The sequence below is a fragment of the Pseudomonas mangiferae genome, assembly GCF_007109405.1.
Lineage (GTDB): Bacteria > Pseudomonadota > Gammaproteobacteria > Pseudomonadales > Pseudomonadaceae > Pseudomonas_T > Pseudomonas_T mangiferae.
On record NZ_VJOY01000002.1, the window covers coordinates 282,522 to 305,647 of the forward strand.

Here is a 23,126-nt window from a genome sequence, read left to right on the forward strand (position 1 = left end):
GCATGAGCCTTATCGCCTCCGACCAGTTCCGCATCGTTGTCGGCCTCGGCAAGAGCGGCATGTCCCTGGTGCGCTTCCTGGCGCGCCGTGGCATTCCGTTCGCCGTGGCCGACACCCGCGCGAACCCGCCGGAGCTGGCGACCTTGCACGAACAGTTCCCCGACGTCGAAGTGCGCTGCGGTGAGCTGGACGTGGACTTCCTCTGCCGCGCCAACGAACTGCTGGTGAGCCCCGGTCTGGCCCTGGCCACCCCAGCCCTGCAGGAGGCGGCGAGCCGCGGTGTGCGGCTGTCCGGCGACATCGAGCTGTTCGCCCGCGAAGCCCGCGCGCCCATCGTCGCCATCACCGGTTCCAACGCCAAGAGCACCGTTACCACCCTGCTGGGCGAGATGGCTGCCGAAGCGGGCCGGCGCGTGGCAGTGGGCGGCAACCTGGGCGTGCCGGCCCTCGACCTGCTGGGCGAGGACGTCGACCTCTACGTGCTGGAGCTGTCCAGCTTCCAGCTGGAGACCACCGAGCGCCTCGACGCCGAAGTGGCCACCGTGCTCAACATCAGCGAAGACCACATGGACCGTTACACCGGGCTGCCGGCCTACCACCAGGCCAAGCACCGGATCTTCCGCGGTGCCCGGCAGATCGTGGTGAACCGCGACGACGCCCTGTCCCGGCCGCTGGTGGCAGAGGGGATTCCCTGCTGGACCTTTGGCCTGGGCAAGCCGGACTTCCACGGCTTCGGCCTGCTGGAGGAAAGCGGCGAGCGCTACCTGGCCTACCAGTTCGAGCCGCTGATGCCGGTACGCGAGCTGAAGATCCGCGGTGCCCACAACCAGGCCAACGCCCTGGCCGCCCTGGCCCTCGGCCATGCCGTCGGGTTGCCGCTGGCGCCGATGCTGAAGACCCTGCGCCGCTTCGGGGGCCTGGCCCATCGTTGCCAGTGGATTCGCCAGTGGGAGGGCGTGGATTTTTACGATGACTCCAAGGCCACCAACGTGGGGGCCGCCCTGGCCGCCATCGAGGGACTGGGCGCCGATATCGACGGCAAGCTGGTGCTGATCGCCGGTGGCGACGGCAAGGGCGCCGATTTCACGCCGCTGCGCGAGCCGGTCGGCCGCTACTGCCGGGCCGTGGTGCTGATCGGCCGTGATGCCGAGCGGGTCGCCAACGCCCTGGGCGATGGCGTGCCGCAGCTGCGGGTCGACTCCCTGGAGGATGCGGTGCGCCGCTGTGCCGAGTTCGCCCAGCCCGGTGACGCCGTGCTGCTTTCGCCGGCCTGCGCCAGCCTGGACATGTTCAAGAATTTCGAAGCGCGCGGCCGGGTCTTCGCCCGGGCAGCCGAGGGGTTGAGCTGATGATTTCCCTCCTGCGCCCATTCCCCTCGCCGCTGTTCAGCCACCGCGGCATCGACCTGGACTTCCCGCTGCTGGCCGGTTGCCTGGCGCTGTTGGGCCTGGGCCTGGTGATGATCACTTCGGCCTCTTCGGAAGTGGCGGCCGCCAACGCCGGCACGCCGCTGTATTTCATGATTCGCCACCTGATCTACCTCGCCATCGGCGTGGTGGCCTGCGGCACGGTGATGATGATTCCTCTGGAGACCTGGCAGCGCCTGGGCTGGATTCTGCTGATCGGCGCCGTCGGATTGTTGGTGGTGGTGCTGGTGCCGGGGTTGGGCCGCGAGGTGAACGGCTCCATGCGCTGGATCGGCTTCGGCATGTTCAACGTGCAGCCCTCGGAGATCGCCAAGGTCTTCGTGGTGATCTACCTGGCCGGCTACCTGGTGCGTCGGCAGGAGGAGGTGCGGGAGAGCTGGATGGGCTTCTTCAAGCCGTTCATCGTGCTGCTGCCCATGGCCGGCCTGCTGCTGCTGGAGCCGGACTTCGGCGCCACCGTGGTGATGATGGGCGCCGCCGCGGGCATGCTGTTCCTCGGCGGCGTCGGTCTGTTCCGCTTCGGCCTGATGGTGGCCCTGGCGGTAGGGGCTGTGTTCGTGCTGGTCCAGGCACAGCCGTACCGGATGGCGCGCCTGACCACCTTCACCGATCCCTGGGCCGACCAGTTCGGCTCCGGCTACCAGCTGACCCAGGCGCTGATCGCCTTCGGGCGCGGCGAATGGCTGGGCGTCGGCCTCGGTAACAGCGTACAGAAGCAGTTCTACCTGCCCGAGGCTCACACCGACTTCGTCTTCTCCGTGCTGGCCGAGGAACTGGGCCTGGTGGGCGCCCTGGGCACCGTCGCACTGTTCGTCTTCGTCTGCGTGCGGGCGCTGTACATCGGCATGTGGGCCGAACGCGCCAAGCAGTATTTCTCCGCCTACATCGCCTACGGCCTGAGCTTCCTGTGGATCGGTCAGTTCCTGATCAACATCGGCGTGAACATCGGCCTGCTGCCCACCAAGGGCCTGACCCTGCCGTTCCTCAGCTACGGCGGCAGCTCCCTGGTGATCTGCTGTGTCAGCATGGGCCTGCTGCTGCGCATCGAGTGGGAGCGCCGGACCCAGTTGGGCAGCGAGGATGTGGAGTTCAAGGAATCCGACTTCGCCCTGGAAGAACCACTGGCGGCCGGGAGAGTGAAACATGGCCGCTAACGTCCTGATCATGGCCGGCGGGACCGGCGGGCACGTGTTCCCGGCGCTGGCCTGTGCCCGGGAATTCCAGGCCCGTGGCTACCAGGTGCACTGGCTGGGCACACCCCGCGGCATCGAGAACGAGCTGGTGCCGGCGGCGGGCCTGCCGCTGCACCGGATCACCATCAGCGGCTTACGCGGCAAAGGCTGGCTGGCACTGCTGAAGGCGCCGTTCCAATTGCTGCGCTCGCTGCTGCAGGCGCGTCGCCTAGTGGCCGACCTGCGTCCGGCCTGCGTGCTGGGCATGGGCGGCTACGTCACCGGCCCCGGCGGCCTGGCGGCGAAGCTGAACGGCGTGCCCCTGGTGATCCACGAGCAGAATGCCGTGGCCGGCACTGCAAACCGCAGCCTGGCGCCGTTCGCCAGCCGCATCTGCGAGGCCTTCCCGGACACTTTCGCCGCCAGCGACAAGCGCCGCACCACCGGCAACCCGGTGCGCGAGGAGCTGTTCGCTGCGCCGCACCGCGAACCCCTCCACGGGCGCCGCCCACGCCTGCTGGTGCTGGGCGGCAGCCTCGGCGCCGAGCCTCTGAACCGGCTGCTGCCCGAGGCCCTGGCGCGCATTCCGGCACCGGAGCGCCCGGAGGTCCGCCACCAAGCGGGCAAGCGCCATGATGCCCTCACCGCCACCCGCTACCAGGATCTGGGCGTGGACGCCGAGGTGCTGCCGTTCATCGCCGACATGGCCGCGGCCTATGCCTGGGCCGACCTGGTGGTCTGCCGCTCCGGCGCGCTGACCGTGAGCGAGCTGGCTGCCGCTGGCCTGCCGTCGCTGCTGGTGCCGCTGCCCCACGCCATCGACGACCACCAGAGCCGCAATGCCGATTATCTGGCGAAGGAGGGCGCTGCCTTCCTCCTGCCGCAACACGCGACTGACGCGGAGCGACTCGCCGCGCAGCTGACCGAGGTTTTGATGCAACCGGAACGACTCATGGCCATGGGCGACATCGCCCGCCGTCTGGCCAAACCCGATGCCACCCGCCGCGTGGTGGACATCTGCCTGGAGGTGGCCCGTGGTTGAATGGCAGAAGGCCGCCCCGCACCCGGAAATGCGCCGGATTCGCCGCATCCACTTCGTCGGCATCGGTGGCGTCGGCATGTGCGGCATCGCCGAGGTGCTGCTGAACCTGGGCTACCAGGTGTCCGGTTCCGACCTCAAGGCCTCGCCGGTGACCGAACGCCTGGTGCGCTTCGGCGCCCAGATCTTCATCGGCCACCGCGCCGAGAACGCCGAGAACGCCGACGTGCTGGTGGTTTCCAGCGCCGTCAACAAGGCCAATCCGGAAGTGGCCATCGCCTTGGAACGCCGCATCCCGGTGGTGCCGCGGGCGGAAATGCTGGCCGAGCTGATGCGCTACCGCCACGGCATCGCCGTGGCCGGCACCCATGGCAAGACCACCACCACCAGCCTCATCGCCTCGGTGTTCGCCGCGGGCGGGCTGGACCCCACCTTCGTCATCGGCGGCCGGCTGAACGCCGCCGGTACCAATGCGCAACTGGGCACCAGCCGCTACTTGGTGGCGGAAGCTGACGAGAGCGACGCCAGCTTCCTGCACCTGCAGCCGCTGGTGGCGGTGGTGACCAACATCGATGCCGATCACATGGCCACCTACGAGGGCGACTTCAACAAGCTGAAGAAGACCTTCGTTGATTTCCTCCACAACCTGCCGTTCTACGGCCTCGCCGTGCTCTGCGTGGATGACCCGGTGGTCCGCGAGATCCTGCCCCAGGTGGCGCGGCCCACCATGACCTACGGCTTCGCCGAGGATGCCGACGTGCGCGCCATCAACGTTCGCCAGGACGGCATGCGCACCTTCTTCACCGTGCTGCGCAAGGACCGCGAGCCCCTCGACGTGTCGGTGAACATGCCTGGCCTGCACAACGTGCTGAACGCCTTGGCCACCATCGTCGTCGCCACCGACGAAGGCGTGTCCGACGAAGCCATCGTCCAGGGCTTGTCCGGCTTCCAGGGCGTGGGCCGGCGCTTCCAGGTCTACGGCGAACTGCCGGTGGACGGCGGCAGCGTGATGCTGGTGGACGACTACGGCCACCACCCGCGGGAAGTGGCCGCGGTGATCAAGGCGGTGCGCGGCGGCTGGCCGGAGCGGCGCCTGGTGATGGTCTACCAGCCCCACCGCTACACCCGTACCCGTGACCTCTACGAGGACTTCGTGCAGGTGCTGGGGGAGTCCAACGTACTGCTGCTGATGGAGGTCTACCCGGCCGGTGAGGAGCCGATCCCCGGGGCGGACAGCCGCCAACTCTGCCACAGCATTCGCCAGCGTGGCCAGCTGGACCCGATCTACATCGAGCGCGGCGTCGAGCTGGCGCCCCTGGTCAAGCCGCTGCTGCGGGCCGGCGACATCCTGCTCTGCCAGGGGGCCGGCGATATCGGCGCCCTGGCGCCGCAACTGATCCAACACCCGTTGTTTTCGCACGGATCGTCGGCAGCCGCCGGCGAAGGAAAGGCACCATGAACGTTTCCCTGGGCAGCACCCACGCGCCCGCCGACTTCGGTCGCGTCGCCGTGCTCTATGGCGGCAAGAGCGCCGAGCGTCCGGTCTCGCTGAAATCCGGCCAGGCCGTCCTCGACGCGCTGCTGGGCGCCGGCGTGGACGCCATCGGCATCGACGTGGGGGACGACTTCCTGCAGCGCCTGGGCGCCGAGCGCATCGACCGGGCATTTATCGTGCTCCATGGCCGCGGCGGCGAGGACGGTTCCATGCAGGGCCTGCTGGAGTGCGCCGGCATTCCCTATACCGGCAGCGGCATCCTGGCCTCGGCCCTGGCCATGGACAAGCTGCGTACCAAGCAGGTCTGGCAGAGCCTCGGCCTGCCCACCCCGCGCCACGCGGTGCTGGCCAGCGAAGAGGACTGCCGCGACGCGGCGAGGGAACTGGGTTTCCCGCTGATCGTCAAACCGGCCCATGAAGGTTCCAGTATCGGCATGGCCAAAGTGGCCGACGTGAATGCCCTGATCAGCGCCTGGCAAGCCGCCGGCACCTATGATTCCCAGGTTCTCGTCGAGCAGTGGATCGACGGCCCCGAGTTCACCATCGCCGTATTGCGTGACCAGGTCCTCCCGGTGATCGGCCTCGGCACCCCCCACGCGTTCTACGACTACGACGCCAAGTACCTGGCCTCGGATACCCAGTACCGCATCCCCTGCGGCCTCGACGAGGCCCGCGAAGCAGAGTTGAAGGCGCTCGCCGCCCGCGCCTGCGAGGCGGTAGGCACCCGCGGCTGGGCCCGGGTCGACGTGATGCAGGATCGTGCCGGCCAGTTCTGGCTGCTGGAGGTCAACACCGTCCCCGGGATGACCGACCACAGCCTGGTGCCGATGGCCGCCCGCGCCGTCGGTCTCGACTTCCAGCAACTGGCGCTGGCGATTCTCGCCGACAGCGTCGACGCCCGGAGGTGATCGCCATGCATGCCGCCACCCTTCGTCATTCGCCGATTTCCACCCGCGGCCCGCTGCGCAACAGCAAGCCCGTGCCGCGGGGCGCCAGCCGCCTGGTGGCCAAGGAGCCCCTGGCCGCCCGGGTACGCGTGCCCAAGCCCAGCTTCGGCTTCATCAAGCGCCTGAGCTGGCCGTTCCTGCTGCTCGGGCTCGGGTTCGGCACCTACGAGCTGGCGCAGCGGGCACTGCCCTACGCCGACCGGCCGATCGCCAGGGTCAGCATCGAAGGCGACCTGGGCTACATCAGCCAGCAGGCCGTGCAGCAGCGCATCGCGCCCTATGCGTCCGGCAGTTTCTTCAGCGTTGACCTGAGCGCCATGCGCCAGGAACTGGAGAAGATGCCGTGGATCGCCAGCGCCGAGGTTCGCCGGGTATGGCCGGATCAGGTGGTGGTACACCTGGAGGAGCAACTGCCCATCGCCCGCTGGGGCGACGAGGCGTTGCTGAACAACCAGGGCCAGGCCTTCAAGCCGCGGGAGCTGTCGCCCTACGGTCATCTGCCGCAGTTGTGGGGCCCGCAACGCGCCCAGGAACAGGTCATGCAGCAGTACCAGATGCTGAGCCAGCTGCTGCGTCCGCTGGGTTTCACCCTCACTCGCCTGGAGCTGCGCGAGCGCGGAAGCTGGTTTCTTACGACGACGTCGGGCACTGCTGGCGGTGGAACGGGTCAGAGCCTCGAACTATTACTGGGCCGCGACCACTTGGTAGAGAAAATGCGGCGTTTCATCACCATTTACGACAAGGCGCTCAAAGAGCAGATCGCCAACATCGCCAGCGTCGACCTGCGTTATCCCAACGGCCTTGCCGTGGGCTGGCGCGAACCTGTCGCGCCGACGGCGTTGGCCACGGCCTCTCGTGCAGTTAACTGAGGAATAGGCGAACAACCATGGCAAGCGTGCAGAGCGGCAAGATGATCGTCGGCCTGGACATCGGGACCTCCAAGGTGGTCGCCCTGGTGGGCGAAGTGGCGGCCGACGGTCAGTTGGAAATTGTCGGCATCGGCACCCATCCGTCGCGCGGTCTGAAGAAAGGCGTGGTGGTGAACATCGAGTCCACCGTGCAATCCATCCAGCGGGCCATCGAAGAAGCCCAGCTGATGGCCGGCTGCCGCATCCACTCGGCGTTCGTCGGCCTGGCCGGCAACCACATCCGCAGCCTGAATTCCCACGGCATCGTCGCCATCCGCGACCGCGAGGTGAGCCAGGCGGATCTGGAGCGCGTACTGGACGCCGCCCAGGCGGTCGCCATCCCAGCCGACCAGCGGGTCTTGCACACGCTGCCCCAGGACTATGTGATCGACAACCAGGAAGGCGTGCGTGAGCCCCTGGGCATGTCTGGCGTCCGGCTGGAGGCGAAGGTTCACGTGGTGACCTGCGCGGTGAACGCCGCGCAGAACATCGAGAAGTGCGTGCGCCGCTGCGGCCTGGAGGTGGACGACATCATTCTCGAGCAACTGGCGTCGGCCTATTCGGTGCTCACCGACGATGAAAAGGAACTGGGCGTCTGCCTGGTGGACATCGGCGGCGGCACCACCGACATCGCGATCTTCACCGAAGGGGCGATCCGCCACACGGCGGTGATTCCGATCGCCGGCGACCAGGTGACCAACGACATCGCCATGGCCCTGCGCACGCCGACCCAGTATGCCGAGGAGATCAAGATCCGCTACGCCTGCGCCCTGGCCAAGCTGGCCGGCGCCGGCGAGACCATCAAGGTGCCCAGCGTCGGCGACCGGCCGCCCCGCGAACTGTCGCGCCAGGCCCTGGCCGAGGTGGTGGAACCGCGCTACGACGAGCTGTTCACCTTGATCCAGGCGGAACTGCGGCGCAGCGGCTACGAAGACCTGATTCCCGCCGGCATCGTGATGACCGGCGGCACCGCGAAGATGGAAGGCGCGGTGGAGCTGGCCGAGGAGATTTTCCACATGCCGGTCCGGCTGGGCATTCCCTATACGGTGAAGGGCCTGGCGGACGTGGTGCGCAATCCGATCTATTCCACGGGCGTGGGGCTGCTGCTCTACGGCCTGCAAAAACAGGCAGACGGGGTCAGCATACCCGGCACCGTCAGCTACAGCGATGAACCCAAGACACCGGTTCTGGAACGGCTCAAGCGTTGGGTCCAGGGCAATTTTTAATCCGCGGTGGCAGTAGGCGTACAACTAGAAGGAAGGAGAGGGGATATGTTCGAGCTCGTAGATAACGTTCCGCAAAGCGCGGTAATCAAAGTGATCGGTGTGGGCGGCGGCGGCGGCAACGCGGTCAACCACATGGTCAAGAACAACATCGAAGGCGTTGAATTCATCTGCGCCAACACCGATGCCCAGGCCCTGAAGAACGTCGGTGCGCGCACCGTGCTGCAGCTCGGCCCGGGCGTCACCAAGGGCCTGGGCGCCGGCACCAACCCGGAAATCGGTCGCCAGGCCGCCATGGAGGACCGCGAGCGCATCGCCGAGGTGCTGCAGGGCGCCGACATGGTCTTCATCACTACCGGCATGGGCGGTGGCACCGGTACCGGTGCGGCGCCGATCATCGCCGAGGTCGCGAAGGAAATGGGTATCCTGACCGTGGCCGTGGTGACCCGTCCGTTCCCGTTCGAGGGCCGCAAGCGCATGCAGGTCGCCGACGAGGGCATCCGCTCCCTGGCCGAATGCGTCGACTCGCTGATCACCATCCCCAACGAGAAGCTGCTGACCATCCTCGGCAAGGACGCCAGCCTGCTGTCCGCCTTCGCCAAGGCCGATGACGTGCTGGCCGGCGCCGTTCGCGGCATCTCCGACATCATGCAGCGTCCGGGCCTGATGAACGTCGACTTCGCCGACGTGAAGACCGTCATGGGCGAAATGGGCATGGCGATGATGGGCACCGGTTGCGCCAGCGGCCCGAACCGCGCCCGCGAAGCCACCGAGGCGGCGATCCGCAACCCGCTGCTGGAAGACGTCAACCTCCACGGCGCCCGCGGCATCCTGGTGAACATCACCGCCGGTCTGGACCTGTCCCTGGGCGAGTACGCCGCCGTGGGCGAGATCATCGAGGCCTTCGCCTCCGAGCACGCCACCGTCAAGGTAGGCGCGGTGATCGATGCCGACATGCGCGACGAGCTGCACGTGACCGTAGTCGCCACCGGTCTGGGCGCGCGCCTGGAAAAACCGGTCAAGGTGATCGACAACACCGTTCAGGTCACTGCTTCCAGCCAGGCGGGCGCACCGGCTGCGCGGGTCGAGCCAAGCGTCAACTACAAGGACTACGAGCGGCCCACCGTGCAACGCCAGAGCCACTCCGGCGCAGCCACCGCGACCAAGCTGAATACCCAGGATGATCTCGATTACCTGGATATTCCGGCATTCCTGCGTCGCCAAGCCGATTGACTGGATATATCAGGAGTATGGGTGTGATTGGTTTTCAGCAAATGCCGGTTCTGCTATCATCGCCGGCCATTGTTGAAAACAATTCGCAACTAGCGTAGCGGCCAAGCCATGATCAGACAACGCACACTGAAGAACATCATCCGTGCCACTGGCGTCGGCCTGCATTCCGGGGAAAAGGTCTACCTGACCCTGAAGCCGGCGCCGGTCGATACCGGCATCGTGTTCTGCCGTACCGATCTCGACCCGGTAGTTGAAATCCCCGCCCGGGCCGAGAACGTCGGCGAGACCACCATGTCGACCACGCTGATCAACGGCGATGTGAAAGTCGACACCGTCGAACATCTGCTGTCCGCCATGGCTGGCCTGGGCATCGACAACGCCTACGTCGAGCTCTCCGCGCCCGAAGTGCCGATCATGGACGGCAGCGCTGGCCCCTTCGTGTTCCTGATCCAGTCCGCCGGCCTGCAGGAGCAGGACGCGCCGAAGAAATTCATTCGCATCATCCGCGAAGTCACCGTGGAGGAGGACGACAAGAGCGCCACCTTCATCCCCTTCGATGGCTTCAAGGTGAGTTTCGAGATCGATTTCGACCACCCGGTGTTCCGCGGTCGCACCCAGACCGCCAGCGTCGACTTCTCCAGCACCTCCTTCGTGAAGGAAGTCAGCCGGGCGCGGACCTTCGGGTTCATGCGCGACATCGAGTACCTGCGTTCCCACAACCTGGCGCTTGGCGGCAGCGTGGAGAACGCGATCGTGGTGGACGAGAATCGCGTGCTCAACGAAGACGGCCTGCGGTACGAGGACGAATTCGTCAAGCACAAGATCCTCGATGCGATCGGCGACCTGTATCTGCTGGGTAACAGCCTCATCGGCGAGTTCCGCGGCTTCAAGTCCGGGCACGCCCTCAACAACCGTCTGCTGCGCAAGCTGATCGAGTGCACCGATGCCTGGGAAGTCGTGACCTTCGACGACGCCAGCAGTGCGCCGATCTCCTACATGCGGCCCGTCGCAGCCGGTTGAACCTCCCTTCCTGTTCCCTTTAGAGGCCACCTTCGCGGTGGCCTTTTTTATGGGGCGGGCACGGTCACTCGCTCTGTCGGCAGCGGCTGGCGAGGCGCTCCAGGGCGGCTTTCAACGGTTCGTAGTCGACGCCCTTGGCGGTGGCCTGGATGCTTTCGGCCGCATCTTCGGACAGCACGATGCGGCGCCCGCCGGCCGCCGTCCCGGAGGGCGGAGGTTGCACCTTGAAGAGGATTTTCGTTAAGGTCGCGAACTCTTCGAAGGCCTGCAACTGGCGTTGCAGGCGTCGCTGCTGATAGCGCATGCGGGTGGCCCAGTGGCCATCGGTGAGAATCAGCAGCAGGCAACCGTCGCGCCAGGACGCCACATGGCAGTGGCTACGCGCTGCCGGTTGCAGCTGACTTTCCAGCAAGCGTTGCAGGCGATCGATGCGTTGCGCCTCGTTGAACAGCGCTTTCAACGGCTTGGCTTCGCGCAGCAGCGCGGCGGAATTCCGAGCCGGCAACGGACGAAAAGACATGGCGGGAAGCCTGAAAGTGGCGAGGCGGCCATGGTAGCAGAAGGTCGCCGATGACCACGCATTCGAAAATGGGGACACCATGCACATCATTCTCCTGAGCCGCCGGCGGGGCGCGACGCGTTCGCTCACCCTCGATTCGCGCCTGCTGCTGGCCGGCGCCCTGGCATTGCTGGTGCTGGCCGTGGCGGCGGGCGGCGCACTGGGCACCCGCTGGGCCGTACCGGCTGCCAGCCCCGAGGTCGTCGACGCGACCGCCACCGAGGACCGCGCGCTCGCGGACGGCGCCCGCCGGGAGGCGGACGCCAAGCGCCGGATGAATGCTTTCGCCGCCCACATCGCCGAGTTGCAGGCACGCCTGACGCGCCTGGACGCCCTGGGCGAACGTCTCACCGTGCTGGCCAAGCTGGACCCGGGCGAGTTCGATTTCTCCCAGCCGGTAGGGCAGGGCGGCCCGGAAGTGCCGTTGGCCGACGCGGGTTTCACGATGCCACCGCTGCGGGTGACCCTCGACCGGCTGATGACCCGCATCGAGAGTCGCGAGCAGCAACTGCAGGCCCTCGAGCAACTGCTCGCCGACCGCCGCCTGGACGAGGCGGCGCAACTGGCCGGCTGGCCGGTGCGCAAGGGCTACGTGTCCTCGCCCTTCGGTGCGCGCAGCGACCCGTTGAGCGGACGCGCCAGCGTGCACAAGGGCATCGACTTCGCGGCCCGGGCCGGCAGCGACGTGGTCGCCGTAGCGGCCGGCGTGGTCACCTGGGCCGGACGCCGCAATGGCTACGGTAACCTGGTGGAGATCAGCCACGCCGATGGCTACGTCAGCCTGTACGCCCACAACCAGAGCAATCGCGTGCGGGTCGGCGACCTGGTGAGGCGCGGCCAGGCCATCGCCGAGGTGGGTCGCAGCGGCCGCTCCACCGGCTATCACGTGCATTTCGAAGTCAGCAAGAACGGCCAGGTGGTCGACCCGGCCGCCTACATCGCCCGAGCCGAAGCTGTGGAGTAACGCCACTTTCCTCCCGGACGAATCCGAGTAGAATGCCCCCTTTCGCACGCAGCCCAGCCGGCTGCCGGGGCGACTCCGGACCGCCCTCCATCCCTACGCGTGGAAGACCCTGTCGATATGTTTGCGCCTTTGTTGAAAAAACTCTTTGGAAGCAAGAACGAGCGTGAAGTGAAGCGCATGGCCAGGGCGGTACAGGCCGTGAACGTGCTCGAAGAGCAGATGGTGGCGCTGACCGACGAACAGCTGCGGGCCAAGACCGAGGAGTTCAAAGGCCGTATCGCCAAGGGTGAGACCCTTGACCAGATCCTCCCGGAGGCCTTCGCCGTGGCCCGCGAGGCCGGCAAGCGCGTGATGGGGATGCGTCACTTCGACGTCCAGCTGATCGGCGGGATGACCCTCCACGAAGGCAAGATCGCCGAGATGCGGACCGGCGAAGGCAAGACCCTGGTGGGAACCCTGGCGGTATACCTCAACGCGCTGTCCGGAAAAGGCGTGCACGTGGTGACCGTCAACGACTACCTGGCCCGCCGCGACGCCAACTGGATGCGCCCGCTGTACGAGTTCCTCGGCCTCACCCTGGGCATCGTCAGCGCCTTCCAGCCGCCGGAGGAAAAGCGCGCCGCCTACGCCGCCGACATCACCTACGGCACCAACAACGAATTCGGTTTCGACTACCTGCGCGACAACATGGCGTTCAGCCTGGAAGACAAGTTCCAGCGCGAGTTGAACTTCGCGGTGATCGACGAGGTGGACTCGATCCTCATCGACGAGGCGCGTACACCGCTGATCATCTCCGGCCAGGCCGAGGACAGCTCTCGCCTGTACATCGAGATCAACAAGCTGATCCCGCGCCTCACGCAGCACATCGAGGAAGTCGAGGGCCAGGTCACCCAGGAAGGCCACTACAGCATCGACGAGAAGACCCGCCAGGTCGAACTCAACGAGCAGGGCCACCAGTTCATCGAGGACCAGCTCACCCAGGCCGGCCTGCTGGCCGAGGGCGAGAGCCTGTACTCGGCCCACAACCTGGGCCTGCTGACCCACGTCTACGCCGGCCTGCGCGCCCACAAGCTGTTCCACCGCAACGTCGAATACATCGTGCAGAACGACCAGGTCCTGCTGATCGACGAGCACACCGGCCGTACCATGCCGGGTCGTCGCCTGTCCGAGGGCCTGCACCAGGCCATCGAGGCGAAGGAAGGCCTGCCGATCCAGGCCGAGAGCCAGACTCTGGCCTCCACCACCTTCCAGAACTACTTCCGCCTGTACACCAAGCTGTCCGGCATGACCGGCACCGCCGACACCGAGGCCTTCGAGTTCCACCAGATCTACGGCCTGGCCGTAGTGGTGATCCCGACCCACCGGCCGGTGGCGCGCAAGGACTTCAACGACCTGGTCTACCTGACCCAGGAAGAGAAGTACGAGGCGATCATCGTCGACATCAAGGAATGCCAGGCCAACGGCCGCCCGGTGCTGGTGGGCACGGCGTCCATCGAAAGCTCCGAGTACGTGTCGCAGCTGCTGAACAAGGCCGGCATCGAGCACAAGGTGCTCAACGCCAAGTACCACGAGAAGGAAGCCGAGATCATCGCCCAGGCCGGTCGTCCCGGCGCGGTGACCATCGCCACCAACATGGCCGGCCGCGGGACCGACATCCTGCTGGGCGGCAACTGGGAGGCCGAGGTGGCCGCCCTGGAGGCGCCGAGCGACGAGCAGACCGCTCAGATCAAGGCCGAGTGGCAGAAGCGCCACCAGCAGGTGATCGAGTCGGGCGGCCTGCACGTGATCGCCTCCGAGCGCCACGAGTCCCGCCGCATCGACAACCAGCTGCGCGGCCGTGCCGGTCGCCAGGGCGACCCGGGTTCCAGCCGCTTCTACCTGTCCCTGGAAGACAACCTGATGCGCATCTTCGCCTCCGACCGGGTGAAGAACTTCATGAAGGCCCTGGGCATGCAGTCCGGCGAGGCCATCGAGCACCGCATGGTGACCAACGCCATCGAGAAGGCCCAGCGCAAGGTCGAGGGCCGCAACTTCGACATCCGCAAGCAATTGCTGGAATTCGACGACGTGGCCAACGAGCAGCGCAAGGTGATCTACCACATGCGCAACAGCCTGCTGGCCTCCGACGACATCGGCGAGACCATTGCCGAGTTCCGCGAGGACGTGCTCAAGCGCACCATCGATGCCCACATCCCGCCGCAGTCGCTGCCGGAGCAGTGGGACATCGTCGGCCTGGAAGCGGCGCTCAACAGCGACTTCAACGTCCAGCTGCCGATCCAGCAGTGGCTCGACGAGGACGACAAGCTCTACGAAGACACCCTGCGCAGCAAGATCCTCGACATCCTGGTGGCCCACTACCGCGAGAAGGAAGAGCTGGCCGGCGCCGAGGCATTGCGTTCCTTCGAGAAGCAGATGCTGCTGCGGGTGCTGGACGACCTGTGGAAGGACCACCTGTCCACCATGGATCACCTGCGCCACGGCATCCACCTGCGCGGCTACGCCCAGAAGAACCCGAAGCAGGAATACAAGCGCGAGTCCTTCACCCTGTTCCAGGAGCTGCTGGAGTCGATTCGTCGCGACACCATCCGCGTGATGTCCTTCGTGCAGATCCGTCGCGAAGACCCGGCCGAGGAAGAGGCGCGCCAGCGTCGCGAAGCCGAGGAAATGGCCAAGCGCATGCAGTTCCAGCACGCCGAAGCGCCGAGTCTGGAACAGGACCCGGCCGCCGAGGAAGAGGGCGATCTGGCCGTCGCCACCGCGCCGGTGCGGGCCGAGCCGAAGGTCGGCCGCAACGAGCCGTGTCCCTGCGGCTCGGGCAAGAAATACAAGCACTGCCACGGCCAGATCGTCTGACGCCCACGCGTCGCGATCCGTCCAGCGGGCGCCCGGGGCACCCGTCATCTTCCGCGCCGCGACCGGTCCACCGTTCGCGGCGCTTTACCGTCCGATCCTGAGGAGCGCTGCACATGGCTGTTGGTCTTGGTCCCTTGCCCACTCTCCACCCGGTGCCCGGTTTCGAACTCGGCATCGCTTCCGCCGGGATCAAGCGACCGGGCCGCAAGGACGTGGTGGTGATGCGCTGCGCCGAGGGCTCCACCGTGGCCGGCGTGTTCACCCTGAACGCCTTCTGCGCCGCGCCGGTGATCGTCGCCCGCAGCCGGTTCCTCGGCCCGGTTCGCTACCTGCTGACCAACACCGGCAACGCCAATGCCGGCACCGGCGAGCCGGGCCTGGCGGCCGCCACCCGAACCTGCGCCGAACTGGCGCGCCTGGCCGGGGTGGCCGAGGACGCGGTGCTGCCGTATTCCACCGGCGTGATCGGCGAGCCGTTGCCGGTGGAGAAGATCGTCGCGGCGCTCCCGGCCGCCCTGGATGACCTGTCCCCGGACCGCTGGGCCGAGGCCGCGGCCGGCATCATGACCACCGACACGCTGCCCAAGGGTGCCAGCCGCCAGTTCGTCCACGACGGCGTTACCGTCACCGTCACCGGCATCGGCAAGGGCGCGGGGATGATCAAGCCGAACATGGCCACCATGCTGGGCTACCTCGCCACCGACGCCAAGGTGTCCCAGGGCGTGCTGCAGGACCTGCTGCGAGACGCGGCCAACAAGTCGTTCAACCGCATCACCATCGACGGCGATACCTCCACCAACGACTGCTGCATGCTGGTGGCCACCGGCCGGGCCGGCCTGCCGGAGATCGCCCAGGCCAGCGGGCCGCTGTTCGCCGCCCTTAAGCAGGCGGTCCAGGAAGTCTGCATGGAGGTGGCCCAGGCCATCGTCCGCGACGGCGAGGGCGCCACCAAGTTCGTCACCGTCCAGGTGAACGGCGGCGCTACCCACCAGGAGTGCCTGGACGTGGGCTATGCCGTGGCCCATTCGCCGCTGATCAAGACCGCGCTGTTCGCCTCCGACCCCAACTGGGGCCGCATCCTCGCCGCCGTGGGCCGCGCTGGCGTGCCGCAACTGGACGTCAGCAAGATCGACGTGTTCCTCGGCGATGTCTGCATCGCCAGCCAGGGCTGCCGGGCCGCCAGCTACACCGAGGCCCAGGGCGCCGAGGTGATGGCCCGCGAAGAGATCGGCATCCGCATCGAGCTGGGCCGCGGCGCTTGCAGCGAGACCATCTGGACCACCGACCTGTCCCACGAGTACGTCAAGATCAACGCGGAATACCGCACCTGATCGCTCGTCCCGGCCGGGCGCCTGGCCCGGCCGGATTCCCCGTCGTCATGGCGGCATGAGGCGATGGAATGGCTCCCGCGGGCCGCGTCCTTTATCGTGCGCTGCTCATGACCGAACGGAGGAACCCCCCATGAACTGGACGTTGGTGATCGGCGACAAGCGACTGTCATCGTGGTCCCTGCGCGCCTGGCTCGCCCTGCGCCTGAGCGGCGCGTCGTTCCAGGAGCAGCGGGTGTGGCTGGGTCGTCCGGACAGCGCCGCGGCCCTGCGCGCCCATTCCCCCACCGGCAAGGTGCCGGTGCTGCAGACCGAGGACGGCCCAGTGTGGGATTCCCTGGCCATCGGCGAGTACCTGGCCGAGCGCTTCCCCGAGCGCGACCTGTGGCCACGGGACCGCGCCACGCGAGCCCTGGCCCGGGCCTGCTGCGCCGAGATGCACAGCGGCTTCGTGGCGCTGCGCAGCCACCTGCCCATGGACCTGCAGCGCGATGCGCCGCCGGACTCGCTGCCGGACGAGGTGCAGGCGGACATCCACCGCATCGTCGAACTGTGGCAGTACTGCCGCGACCGTTCCGCTGGCAACGGTGACTTCCTGCTGGGCGATCCCGGGCTGATCGACGCCTTCTTCGCCCCGGTGGCAGCGCGCTTTCGCAGCTACCGGATCGACCTGCCGGCCGCGGCCCAGGCCTATGTGAACACCCTTTACCAGTGGCCCGCTTTCCAAGCCTGGCGGCAGGATGCGCTGGAGGAGACGCAACCATGAAACGCGTGCACGTCGCCGCGGCGGTGATCCGCGGTGCCGATGGCCGGGTGCTGATCGCCCGCCGTCCCGAGGACAAGCACCAGGGCGGCCTCTGGGAATTCCCTGGCGGCAAGGTGGAAGCGGACGAGACCGTGGCGTCCGCCCTGGCCCGGGAGCTGGCCGAGGAGCTGGGCATCGCCGTGACCGCCGCGCGGCCACTGATCCAGGTCCGTCACGACTACCCGGACAAGCAGGTGCTGCTGGATGTCTGGGAGGTGTCGGCGTTCACCGGCGAGGCCCGCGGCCTGGAAGGCCAGCCCCTGGCCTGGGTGGCGCCCCGTCGGCTGCCGGACTACGACTTCCCCGCTGCCAACCGGCCCATCGTCGCCGCCGCGCGCTTGCCGGACCGCTACCTGATCACTCCCGACGACCTGACGCCCGCGCAGTTGCTGCACGGTCTGCGCGCGGCCCTGGATGCCGGGGTGAGCCTGGTCCAGTTGCGCGCACCGGGCATGTTCAGCGCCGACTACCGGGACATGGCGGTGGATGCCGTGGGGCTGTGCGCGGGCCGCGCGCAACTGATGATGAAGGGACCGCTGGAGTGGCTGGGGGATTTCCCCGCCGCCGGCTGGCACCTGACCGCCGAGCAGCTACGCCAGTACGTCCGTAACGGACGGCCTTTCCCCAAGGAGCGCTGGCTGGCGGCGTCCTGCCACGATGCCGAGGAGTTGGCCCTGGCGACGGAGATCGGCGTCGACTTCGTCACCCTCTCGCCGGTCCAGCCCACCCGTACCCACCCCGAGGCCGCCGCCCTGGGCTGGGCGCGCACGGGTGAGCTCTTGCAGGGGTTCAACGCGCCAGCGTTCCTCCTCGGCGGGCTCGGCCCGGCGGATCTGCCCCAGGCCTGGCAGGCCGGTGCCCAAGGCGTCGCCGGTATCCGCGCGTTGTGGCCCCACCCGCTGGATTAGTCGCACGACACGACGGCCAGGCGAGGCGAGAGCGGGCAATGTCGCACGGTTCGCCAGCGGCAGACGAGCCGTCCGGAGCCGTTTCAGCACCGAGCTCAGGCGCTCTTGCTACGGCGCTCGGCGCCAGCTTCAAAGGGGCGTGAAACGCTCCAGGCGCTGGCGTAGCCGGCGGTTCTCCCGTTTCACCTGCTCCAGTTCGTCCAGCAGCCGGATGGCCAGGGCGATCCCCGGCCAGTCCAGCTCGAAGTCCTGTTTCAGGCGCACCGCGCGCCTGGCGAGGATCAGGGCCGTTTCGTCGAACGACCAGGGCTCCACGTCGGGCTCCCGGGGTTCCAGGATGCCCAACTCGACGATCTCCACCAGCACGTCCCGCGACAGGTTGGTCGAGCGGCAGAATTCGTCGAGCCCGAAGGTCACGATCAGGGTGGTCATGGCGCCTTACTCCATTCCGCGCGTGGATCGAAGGGGGTCTGCTGGGCGATCTGTTGCCAGAGCGCGCGGGTGGCTTCGGGGGTCGTGTCCGGCATCACCAGCTTGAGCAGGGCGTACAGGTCGCCATGGCCGTCGCGGGTGGGCAGGCCCTTGCCGCGGATGCGCAGGCGCTGGCCGCTCTGGCTGTCCGGCGGCACGCTCAGGCTGATCCGCCCGTGCAGGGTGGGCACGGTGATCTTCGCGCCGAGGGCGGCTTCCCAGGGCGCCAGCGGCACCGTGACGATCAGGTCGTGGCCATCCACGTCGTACAGCGGGTGGGGCACCAGGCGCAGGTTCAGGTACAGGTCGCCGGCCGGCCCGTCGGCGAGGCCGGGAGCACCCTGGCCCTTGAGGCGGATGCGCTCGCCGTCTTGCACGCCCGGGGGAATCTTCACGTTCAGGGTACGGGTGAGGTCCTGGCGACGCCCCTGGGCGTCCAGGGCCGGCACGCTGTAGCTGATCGGCTTGGGTTGCCCGGCGAGGGTTTCTTCGAGGAACACCGGCAGTTCCAGTTCCACGTCCCGGCCCCGCTGCGGGCCGCGGGGCGCGCCGGCGCGGTTGCCGAAAATGGACTCGAAGAAGTCGGAGAAATCGCCGCCGAAGCGCCCGTGGGGGTCGTCCGGGCCGGCCGAGGATTGCCAGCCGGGAGGGGGCTGGAAGCGCTCGCGCTCGCCGCCGTAGCGGCGCAGGTCATCGTATTCCGCGCGCTTCTCGGCGTTCTTCAGGACCTCGTAGGCTTCCGCGACTTCCTTGAATTTCTCCTCCGCATCCGGCGCCTTGCTGACATCCGGGTGGTACTGGCGGGCGAGCTTGCGGTACGCGGTCTTGATGGTTTTCTCGTCGGCATCCGGCGCGACGCCGAGGGCCTGATAGTAATCCTTGAACTCCATGAGGCGTCCACCGTTCGTTGCACGGCCAGGCCTGACGACCGCTGCCGTGGATGAGGATCAAGCGGGTCTGCCTTCCTATGGCCGCCGTCGCGGGCGGGGAGTTCAATGCCGGGGCAGGGCGGAAGGCCGCAGAGGCCCTCCGCCGCGCCGTTCAGGACACGATGAAGCCCGCGCCCACCGGGTCGTGGCGGTCGATGACCCAGCGGGAGGTGCCGAGGATGCTGGCGGTGCCCTTCACCGTGGGGCGCACCGCGCGGGTGCCGTCCAGGTCCACCTCGCCCAGCAGGCAGCCTTCGAAGGTGCCGCTGCCCAGCAGGCCTTCCGAGCGGATCGGCTGGTTCAGGGCAAGTTTCCCGCGCGCCTCGAACATCGCCATCATGGCGCTGGTGCCGGTACCGCCGGGCGAACGGTCGAGCTGGCCGGCGCTGAACACGTGGACGTTCTTGTAGAACACGTCCTCGCGCTCGGCGGGGTGCCAGAAGGTGATGAAGTTGAGGTTATTGATGTGCGCCTCGGTGGGGTGCTGGATGCGCGTCTGCTGGCGGATCTGCTCCCGCGCCAGCAGGCCCAGGCGCGACAGCTCGCTGCCGTTCTCCGGGCTGATGCGCAGGCCGCAGTCGCTCAGGTCGACGATGCCGAAGTAGTTGCCGCCCCAGGCGATGTCCGCCTTCACGTCGCCGTAGCCGGGCAGGTGCACCGGGATGTCCTGGGCGGCCACGTAGGCCGGCACGTTCTCGAAGCGCGTCCAGAGCACCTGGTCGCCCTCGCTGGCGACTTCCGCCACCACCAGGCCCGCGGTGGTCTCGAAGCGAATCCTGGTCAGGCCGCTGGGGTCCCGGGCCACCAGGCCGAGGGCGACCATGGCCATGCTCACCGCGATGGTGCCGTGGCCGCACATGTGGGAGTACTCGGTGCCGTCGATGTAGATCAGACCGGCGTCGTAGTCCGGCCCGGACGGCGGCGTGAGGAACACCCCGAACATGTCCTTGTGGCCGCGCGGCTCGCGCATCAGGGCCATGCGCAGCCAGTCGTAGTGGGTTTCGAGGAAGGCGCGCTTCTCGAGGATGCTGGACCCGGCCGGGTAGGGGATTCCGCTGTGGACGATGCACAGCGGCTCGCCTTCCGTATGGGTATAGATGACATCGAACACGTCTTGCTTGCGCATGACTGAACTCCTGGGGGGTGACGGGGGAGGGGCGTTTTATTTCCGGTCTGGCAACAGGTCCAGGCCGATGAAATCCAGCACGAGGATCGCGAGGACGGCGGCGACGATGGTGGCGCCGGATACCGCGGCGATCAGCGGGTCGATGGTGTATTGCACGTAGTTGAAGAGCTTCACCGGAATGGTGTTGAGGGCGGTGCTGGTGTTGAACACCGACAGCTCCACGTTTATCCACGACGAGATGAAGGCGAAGATCGAACCGGTGACGATGCCCGGGCGGATCTGCGGCAGCACCACGCGCCAGAAGGTGGACCAGGGGCTGGCGCCCAGGTCGTAGGAGGCTTCCTCCAGGGCGCGCTGCTCCGGGGTGAGCAGGGTCAGCACCGCCCGCAGGACGAAGGGCGCGACGATCACCGTGTGGCCGATGAGCAGGGCGGGGAAGCTGCGCACCAAGCCGAAGTAGCCGCCGAACTGCAGCAGCGCTGCGCCCAGCACGATGTGCGGCAGCACCAGCGGCGACATCAGCAGGGCGCTGGCGGCCTGCCGGCCGGGGAAGCGGTAGCGGGCGATGGCCAGGGCGGCGGGCACGCTCAGCAGCACCGCCAGCACAGTAGCGGCCAGGGCCAGCTGGCTGCTGGTGGCGAAGGCGGCCCGGTAGCTCGGGTCGGCGAGCATCTGCCGGTACCAGTCCAGGGTCCAGCCCTGGGGCGGGAAGGCCAGGTAGGGCGAGGCCGTGAGGGAGGCCCCCAGGATCACCAGCAGGGGCAGCAGCAGGTAGGCGAGGGTGGCCCAGGCCACCAGTCGCAGCAGCAGGCGCGCGGGCATCAGGCGTCTCCCCGGGTGCGGCCGATGCGGCCGGCGAAGCCGACCATCACCAGCGTGAAGATCAGCAGCACCACGCTCAGGGCACCGCCATAGTGGAAATCGAAGACCGAGCTGTACTGCTGGAAGATCAGCATGGAGAGCACGCTGATGCGGCCGCCGGACAGCAGCGCCGGAGTGACGTAGGCGCTCACCGCCAGGGTGAAGACCATGATGCAGCCGGAGATCACCCCGGGCAGGGTCAGGGGCAGGATCACGTGGAAGAAGGTGGCCCGCGGCGGCGCACCGAGGTCGGCGGAGGCCAGCTCGTGGGACGCGTCGAGGCGGCTCAGGGCGTTGCCGATGGCCAGCACCATGAACGGCAGCAGCACGTAGACCATGCCGATCAGGATGCCGGTCTCGGTGCCCAGCAGGCGCAGCGGGCGGTCGATCAGGCCGCCGTCCAGCAGCGTCTGGTTGAGCAGGCCCTTGCGTCCCAGCAGCACCATCCAGCCGAACGAGCGGACGATGTTGCTGGTGAACATCGGCACCACCAGCAGGATCACGCAGACCCGCCGCCAGGCCCGCCAGCGCACCATGCGGGTCAGGTACCAGGCCAGGGGGTAACCCAGCAGCAGGCTCACCAGGGTGGTCAGGCAGGCGATGCGGAAGGTCACCAGGATCACCTCCCAGTGGTAGCGGTCGGCGAGCACCCGCACATACTGCTCCAGGGTCCAGGCGTTCGCCGTGTCGCTGAGGCTGGCGAGGATCACCACCGCCAGCGGCGCGAGGAAGAAGGCGACGAAGAACGCCAGGGGCGCCGCCAGCATCGCCAGGGGCATGCGCAGGCCGCGGTTCATCGGGGCGTTCCTATCAGGTGCAGGCGGGCCGGGTCGAACCCCAGAGCGACCCGGCTGCCGACGCCCAGGTGCGCCTCGGGCAGGCCGGGAGTACGGGCCACCAGGCGCATGCCGTCGTCGGTCTCCACGTGCAGCAGGGTATGGCTGCCGACGGTGACGATGTCCCGCACCTGGGCGCGCAGCTGCCCGGGTTCGCCGGCGTCCACCAGCCGCAGGTGTTCCGGGCGCAGGACCGCGACCCCGTCGGAGGCGTCAGGCGCCGGCAGTGTCAGGTCCGCCACCGGCAAGGCGAGCCGGGCGCGGCCCTGGGCATCGACGCGGTAGTCGACCAGGTTGGCGTCGCCGATGAACTCCGCCACGAAGCGGCTGGCCGGGGTGCTGTAGATCTCGGTGGCGCTGCCCACCTGCTCGATGCGCCCGGCGTTCATCACCACGATGCGGTCGGCCATGGTCATGGCTTCCTCCTGGTCGTGGGTGACGAAGACGAAGGCGATGCCGAGCTTTTCCTGGAGGTGCTTGAGTTCCAGCTGCATGCGCTTGCGCAGCTTCAGGTCCAGGGCCGACAGGGGTTCGTCCAGCAACAGCAGCTTCGGCCGGTTGACGATGGCCCGCGCCAGGGCCACGCGCTGCTGCTGGCCGCCGGACATTTCCCGGGGGTAGCGCTCGCCCAGGTCCTCCAGGCCCACCAGGGTCAGCGCCTCCCGGGCCCGCTCGCCCGCCTCGCGGCGGCTGGCGCCCTGCCGGCGCGGCCCGTAGGCCACGTTCTCCTGCACGGTCATGTGGGGGAACAGCGCGTAGTTCTGGAACACCGTGTTCAGCGGCCGCCGGTAGGGCGGCAACGGGCCGATGTCCTGGCCGTCCATCAGCAGGCGGCCGCTGTCGGGGTGCGAGAAGCCGGCGATGGTCCGCAGCAGGGTGGTCTTGCCGCACCCGCTGGGGCCGAGCAGCGCGACGAACTCCCGCTGCCCGATGTGCAGGTGGATGTCCCGCAGGGCGGTGAAGGCGCCGAAACGCTTGCTGACCGCCTCGATGTTCAATAACGCCGGCATGGTGTGACCTCT

At 67.8% G+C, this 23,126-nt stretch carries 21 protein-coding genes; 14 read left to right on the forward strand and 7 right to left on the reverse strand.

The window, feature by feature from the left end:
- Positions 1-2 precede the first annotated feature (2 nt).
- The 9 genes from murD to lpxC all read left to right on the forward strand — a co-directional run bounded on the left by murD (position 3) and on the right by lpxC (position 10,464).
- A complete protein-coding gene (gene murD / locus FM069_RS03600; protein WP_143486911.1) occupies positions 3-1,349 on the forward strand; it encodes a UDP-N-acetylmuramoyl-L-alanine--D-glutamate ligase in 1,347 nt (448 codons plus the stop codon).
- On the forward strand, positions 1,349-2,581 hold the full coding sequence (ftsW, locus tag FM069_RS03605; RefSeq protein ID WP_178106654.1) for a putative lipid II flippase FtsW: 1,233 nt from the start codon (positions 1,349-1,351) through the stop codon (positions 2,579-2,581). Before murD ends, ftsW begins: the two co-directional genes overlap by 1 nt.
- Positions 2,571-3,641 (forward strand): undecaprenyldiphospho-muramoylpentapeptide beta-N-acetylglucosaminyltransferase, encoded by a 1,071-nt coding sequence (gene murG, locus FM069_RS03610; RefSeq protein ID WP_143486913.1) that lies wholly within the window; start codon positions 2,571-2,573, stop codon positions 3,639-3,641. Before ftsW ends, murG begins: the two co-directional genes overlap by 11 nt.
- 28 nt (positions 3,642-3,669) lie before the next feature.
- The gene (gene murC / locus FM069_RS03615; RefSeq protein ID WP_218570282.1) at positions 3,670-5,097 is read left to right on the forward strand and encodes a UDP-N-acetylmuramate--L-alanine ligase; all 1,428 of its coding nucleotides are present in this window, start codon (positions 3,670-3,672) and stop codon (positions 5,095-5,097) included.
- On the forward strand, positions 5,094-6,041 hold the full coding sequence (locus tag FM069_RS03620) for a D-alanine--D-alanine ligase (protein WP_143486915.1): 948 nt from the start codon (positions 5,094-5,096) through the stop codon (positions 6,039-6,041). The genes murC and FM069_RS03620 overlap by 4 nt, the downstream gene beginning before the upstream one ends.
- 5 nt (positions 6,042-6,046) lie before the next feature.
- Positions 6,047-6,949 (forward strand): cell division protein FtsQ/DivIB, encoded by a 903-nt coding sequence (locus FM069_RS03625; protein WP_143486916.1) that lies wholly within the window; start codon positions 6,047-6,049, stop codon positions 6,947-6,949.
- Positions 6,950-6,966: 17 nt separating this feature from the next.
- On the forward strand, positions 6,967-8,214 hold the full coding sequence (ftsA, locus tag FM069_RS03630) for a cell division protein FtsA (protein WP_143486917.1): 1,248 nt from the start codon (positions 6,967-6,969) through the stop codon (positions 8,212-8,214).
- Between the two features lie 45 nt (positions 8,215-8,259).
- Positions 8,260-9,444, forward strand: a complete 1,185-nt coding sequence (gene ftsZ, locus FM069_RS03635; protein WP_143486918.1) for a cell division protein FtsZ — start codon at positions 8,260-8,262, stop codon at positions 9,442-9,444.
- 108 nt (positions 9,445-9,552) lie between these two features.
- Positions 9,553-10,464, forward strand: a complete 912-nt coding sequence (lpxC, locus tag FM069_RS03640; RefSeq protein ID WP_143486919.1) for a UDP-3-O-acyl-N-acetylglucosamine deacetylase — start codon at positions 9,553-9,555, stop codon at positions 10,462-10,464.
- Between the two features lie 64 nt (positions 10,465-10,528).
- Here lpxC and FM069_RS03645 read toward each other — a convergent pair whose 3' ends face one another.
- A complete protein-coding gene (locus tag FM069_RS03645) occupies positions 10,529-10,984 on the reverse strand; it encodes a DciA family protein (RefSeq protein ID WP_143486920.1) in 456 nt (151 codons plus the stop codon).
- Between the two features lie 79 nt (positions 10,985-11,063).
- Here FM069_RS03645 and FM069_RS03650 point away from each other — a divergent pair, with 79 nt between their 5' ends.
- The 5 genes from FM069_RS03650 (at position 11,064) to FM069_RS03670 (ending at position 17,881) form a co-directional block, all read left to right on the forward strand.
- Positions 11,064-11,987 (forward strand): M23 family metallopeptidase, encoded by a 924-nt coding sequence (locus tag FM069_RS03650; protein WP_143486921.1) that lies wholly within the window; start codon positions 11,064-11,066, stop codon positions 11,985-11,987.
- Between the two features lie 117 nt (positions 11,988-12,104).
- On the forward strand, positions 12,105-14,840 hold the full coding sequence (gene secA, locus FM069_RS03655; RefSeq protein WP_143486922.1) for a preprotein translocase subunit SecA: 2,736 nt from the start codon (positions 12,105-12,107) through the stop codon (positions 14,838-14,840).
- A gap of 113 nt (positions 14,841-14,953) precedes the next feature.
- Positions 14,954-16,171, forward strand: a complete 1,218-nt coding sequence (argJ, locus tag FM069_RS03660) for a bifunctional glutamate N-acetyltransferase/amino-acid acetyltransferase ArgJ (protein ID WP_143486923.1) — start codon at positions 14,954-14,956, stop codon at positions 16,169-16,171.
- Between the two features lie 130 nt (positions 16,172-16,301).
- Positions 16,302-16,934, forward strand: coding sequence for a glutathione S-transferase family protein (locus FM069_RS03665; protein ID WP_143486924.1), 633 nt, complete (start codon positions 16,302-16,304; stop codon positions 16,932-16,934).
- Positions 16,931-17,881, forward strand: coding sequence for a Nudix family hydrolase (locus FM069_RS03670; protein ID WP_143486925.1), 951 nt, complete (start codon positions 16,931-16,933; stop codon positions 17,879-17,881). The genes FM069_RS03665 and FM069_RS03670 overlap by 4 nt, the downstream gene beginning before the upstream one ends.
- A 129-nt stretch (positions 17,882-18,010) precedes the next feature.
- Here the strand turns inward: FM069_RS03670 and FM069_RS03675 are convergent, their stop codons facing one another.
- The 6 genes from FM069_RS03675 to FM069_RS03700 form a co-directional block, all read right to left on the reverse strand.
- Positions 18,011-18,313 (reverse strand): chaperone modulator CbpM, encoded by a 303-nt coding sequence (locus FM069_RS03675; protein ID WP_143486926.1) that lies wholly within the window; start codon positions 18,311-18,313, stop codon positions 18,011-18,013.
- The gene (gene cbpA / locus FM069_RS03680) at positions 18,310-19,242 is read right to left on the reverse strand and encodes a curved DNA-binding protein (protein WP_143486927.1); all 933 of its coding nucleotides are present in this window, start codon (positions 19,240-19,242) and stop codon (positions 18,310-18,312) included. The genes FM069_RS03675 and cbpA overlap by 4 nt, the downstream gene beginning before the upstream one ends.
- 151 nt (positions 19,243-19,393) lie before the next feature.
- Entirely contained in the window at positions 19,394-20,407 is a 1,014-nt protein-coding gene (locus tag FM069_RS03685; RefSeq protein WP_143486928.1) for a proline racemase family protein, read from the reverse strand.
- Positions 20,408-20,443: 36 nt separating this feature from the next.
- Positions 20,444-21,229 (reverse strand): ABC transporter permease, encoded by a 786-nt coding sequence (locus FM069_RS03690; RefSeq protein ID WP_143486929.1) that lies wholly within the window; start codon positions 21,227-21,229, stop codon positions 20,444-20,446.
- The gene (locus FM069_RS03695; protein WP_143486930.1) at positions 21,229-22,065 is read right to left on the reverse strand and encodes an ABC transporter permease; all 837 of its coding nucleotides are present in this window, start codon (positions 22,063-22,065) and stop codon (positions 21,229-21,231) included. The genes FM069_RS03690 and FM069_RS03695 overlap by 1 nt, the downstream gene beginning before the upstream one ends.
- Positions 22,062-23,114 carry an ABC transporter ATP-binding protein gene (locus tag FM069_RS03700; RefSeq protein ID WP_143486931.1) on the reverse strand — a complete coding sequence of 351 codons (1,053 nt, stop codon included), beginning with the start codon at positions 23,112-23,114 and terminating at the stop codon, positions 22,062-22,064. Before FM069_RS03700 ends, FM069_RS03695 begins: the two co-directional genes overlap by 4 nt.
- Between the last annotated feature and the right edge of the window lie 12 nt (positions 23,115-23,126).